Annotated in this window: 4 protein-coding genes; 2 read left to right on the forward strand and 2 right to left on the reverse strand. The window is 62.1% G+C overall.

The genetic code is table 11. From position 1 onward, the window contains the following. A partial coding sequence (gene boxB / locus VK804_RS07195; protein WP_325369337.1) for a benzoyl-CoA 2,3-epoxidase subunit BoxB occupies positions 1–1,090 on the forward strand: 1,090 nt, incomplete at its 5' end. Between the two features lie 172 nt (positions 1,091–1,262). Here boxB and VK804_RS07200 read toward each other — a convergent pair. After that, on the reverse strand, positions 1,263–2,084 hold the full coding sequence (locus VK804_RS07200; RefSeq protein ID WP_414642732.1) for an alpha/beta fold hydrolase: 822 nt from the start codon (positions 2,082–2,084) through the stop codon (positions 1,263–1,265). A gap of 85 nt (positions 2,085–2,169) precedes the next feature. After that, positions 2,170–2,982, reverse strand: coding sequence for a creatininase family protein (locus VK804_RS07205; RefSeq protein ID WP_325369339.1), 813 nt, complete (start codon positions 2,980–2,982; stop codon positions 2,170–2,172). A 178-nt stretch (positions 2,983–3,160) separates the two neighbouring features. Here VK804_RS07205 and VK804_RS07210 point away from each other — a divergent pair. Further along, positions 3,161–3,609 (forward strand): ABC transporter substrate-binding protein (locus VK804_RS07210; protein WP_325369341.1); only part of this gene is annotated, 449 nt, incomplete at its 3' end.

Below are 3,609 nucleotides of genomic sequence, written 5' to 3' on the forward strand. Positions count from 1 at the left end.
CCAGGGCGACACCGAGCCGGCCTCCGTCGAGCAGCAGCGCCATCTCGGCAAGACCGCGCCGTCGCTCTACGACATGCGCAATGTCTTCCAGGTCAATGTCGAGGAAGGCCGTCACCTCTGGGCGATGGTCTATATCCTGCAAAAATATTTCGGCCGCGACGGCCGCGAGGAAGCCGCCGAGCTGCTGCAGCGCCGCTCCGGCGACGCCGACAAGCCGCGCATGCTCGGCGCCTTCAACGAGGCGACGCCGGATTGGCTGTCGTTCCACATGTTCACCTTCTTCACCGACCGCGACGGCAAGATGCAGCTCGAGAGCCTGGCGCAATCCGGCTTCGATCCGCTGTCGCGCACCTGCCGCTTCATGCTGACCGAAGAGGCGCATCACATGTTCGTCGGCGAAACCGGCGTCGGCCGTACCGTGCAGCGCACCTGCGAGGCGATGAAGGCCGCCGGCATCGAGGACCCGAACGACATCGAGAAAATACGCGACCTCGGCGTCATCGACCTGCCGACCATTCAGAAGAAGCTCAACCTGCACTATTCGCTGTCGCTCGATCTGTTCGGCTCGGAAGTCTCGACCAATGCCGCGAACACGTTCACTGCGGGCCTGAAGGGCCGCTTCCAGGAGACCAAGATCGACGACGACCATCGGCTCGACAGCGCGACCTATCCGGTGCTGAAATTCGTCGACGGCCAAATCAAGCGCATCGACGAGCCGGCGCTGACTGCGATCAATATGCGGCTGCGCGACGACTACACCGCCGACTGCCAGCGCGGGCTGGATCGCTGGAACAAGATTTTCGAGCGCACTGGCACAGCGTTTAAGCTCGAACTGCCGCATGTCGGGTTCCATCGCCTGATCGGCGAGTTCAAGGACGTGAAAATCGCTCCGGACGGCAAGCTGATCGATCAGTCCGCCTGGACCCGCGATCACGGCAAATGGCTGCCGTCGAAGGACGACGGCGATTTCATCGGCAGTCTGATGAATCAGGTCGTCGAGCCCGGCAAATTCGCCAGCTGGATCGCGCCGCCGCGCGTCGGCATCGACAACAAGCCCGGCGATTTCGAATATGTGAGGATCGCGGCCTAAGGTCAGGCTGATCACAGCCAGCAACGTCATGGCCGGGCTTGTCCCGGCCATCCACGTCTTTAACTTGCTCGGCTGAAAAGTCGTGGATGCCCGGCACAATAGGCGAGCGAAGCGACGCCGTTCTTCGAACGGCTATGGCCGGGCATGCCGCGTTGGAGTTACTCGCAATTATCTATTGCTTCAGAAACGCCAGCAGGTCGGCGTTGATCGTTTCCGCCTGCGTGGTGATCATCCCGTGCGGGAAGTCCTTGTAGGTCTTCAGCGTACCGTTCTTCAGAAGCTTGGCCGAAAGCGGGCCCGCGGCAACATAAGGAACGATCTGGTCGTCCTCGCTGTGCATCACCAGAACCGGAACAGTGATCTTCTTGAGATCTTCGGTGAAATCGGTCTGCGAGAAGGCGACGATGCCGTCGTAATGCGCCTTCGCACCGCCCATCATGCCCTGCCGCCACCAGTTCGCGATGGCCGCCTCTGACGATTTCACGCCGGGCCGGTTGAAGCCATAGAACGGCCCCTCCGGCAGATCGCGATAGAATTTCGAGCGATTGGCCGCGAGCTGCGCCTGCAAATCGTCAAATACCGCCTTGGGCAATCCCTTCGGATTGGCCGGCGTCTGCACCATCAAGGGCGGGACTGCGCTGATGATGGCGGCCTTGGCCACGCGGCTTTCGCCGTGGCGCGCGAGATAGTGCACCACCTCGCCGCCGCCGGTGGAATGGCCGACATGAATGGCGTTCTTCAGATCGAGATGCGCGACCACCGCCGCAAGATCGTCGGCGTAGTGATCCATATCGTGGCCGTCGGCCACCTGGGTCGAGCGGCCGTGGCCGCGTCGGTCATGGGCAATCACGCGATAGCCGTGATTGAGGAAGAACAGCATTTGCGCGTCCCAGTCGTCGGCCGACAGCGGCCAGCCGTGACTGAAGACGATGGGCTGACCCTTGCCCCAGTCTTTGTAAAAGATTTCGACGCCGTCTTTGGTTTTGACAAACATGATCCGCTCTCCGTAATCGCAACGACTGATTAAACCGCTCACCCGGGGATCTAATTATATCCCAGCGCACGAAAGCGTCATGACGTTACTTTGTGGTCAACGGTCCTTCGCGCAATCGTGACAAATCGAAGCGATCGATCTCGCGCAGCAATTCCACGAAGGCTTCCGCGCCGCGCGCGAAAGCTGCGTCGCCCTTCGCGGCCGTGGCCAGTGTTGCATCGCCGACCGCGCCGCTCGGGTTGATGTCCTGTGTCATCCAGGCGAAGCCCGCCGGCCGATAGGCGCCGAGCCATTTGAATTCCTGTGACATTGCGATTGTGGCCGGCACCGCATTGGGCGCTCTGTCCATGTGCACAGTGTCGGGCTTGGCCGCGAGCATCAGCGAGGTTTCGATATCGCCGCCGTGAATGCCGTGCTTCTTTTCTTCGGGCGTGAACGTGCCGTCCGGATAACCGAAGCGATGCCAGCCGACAGTGACGGCGAGCATGTCAAGCCGGGTGCGCAATTCGCGCGCCACCACTTCCATCGCCGCGACATTGCCGCCGTGGCTCGTGATCAGAACGAGCTTGCGCACTCCCGCCCGCGCGAGACTTTCACCGAGCTCGGTCCAGGCCGCGATCGCAGTCGTTGCCGAAAGCGTCAGCGTGCCGGGGAAAGACAGATGCTCGGCGGAGACACCGATGCGCTGCACCGGAAGAAAAGTGACCGGCAGGTCGGCAGGCAATAATTTGCCGGCCCGCTCCAGATAGGCTTCGGCGATGAAAGTATCGACGCCGAGCGGCAGATGCGGCCCATGCTGCTCCACCGCGGCGAGCGGCAAGACCGCGATCCAGCGCGCCGTGTCGCCCTCGGCAATCTCCGGCCAGGTCATGTCCATCCAGTTGCGTTTGGGCAGCATCAATATCTCTTAAATCGCGCTTGCTGAGTTTTCCGGTTACGCCGGTCTCTCGCGGAGGCGCGATCTTACCCGAAAACCGGCGCTGGTCCCGGCTTCCAAACGCGGGACCAAGCCGGGCACGGGCTTTTTCCGCAATCATGCTTTATGGTCGAATAGCCTGAGAAACGGGGGGTAACAGATGCCGTCTGCCGGGGCTTTTCCGAGCGCGTTCGCTGCAGTCGCGGCGACGCTGACGGCGTCTCTCCTCGCGCTCGGTCCGGCCCATGCGCAAGCCCTCGGCAAGGTCGCCTTCGGCACCAACTGGCTCGCCGAAGGCGAGCAAGGCGGCTTCTACCAGGCGCTGGCCGACGGCACCTATCGCAAGCACGGCCTCGACGTGACCATCGTGCCCGGCGGGCCGAACACCAACAACCGCATCCTGCTCCCGGTCGGCAAGATCGATTTCTTCCTCAGCGCCAATACGCTGCAGAGCTTCGACGCGGTGGCGCAGAACATCCCGACCGTCGAAGTCGCGGCGCTGTTTCAGAAAGACCCGCAGGTTCTGATCGCGCATCCCGATCAGGGCATCGAGAAATTCACCGACCTGAAAAACCTGACACTGTTCATCTCGCAGGAAGGCGTCGCCAG

The organism is Bradyrhizobium sp., from assembly GCF_035484855.1.
GTDB lineage: Bacteria > Pseudomonadota > Alphaproteobacteria > Rhizobiales > Xanthobacteraceae > Bradyrhizobium.

Coding starts and splice junctions, on each gene's coding strand:
- VK804_RS07205 (WP_325369339.1), bottom strand. CDS start 2,982: ATGCTGCCCAAACGCAACTGGATGGACATGACCTGGCCGGAGATTGCC.
- VK804_RS07200 (WP_414642732.1), bottom strand. CDS start 2,084: ATGTTTGTCAAAACCAAAGACGGCGTCGAAATCTTTTACAAAGACTGG.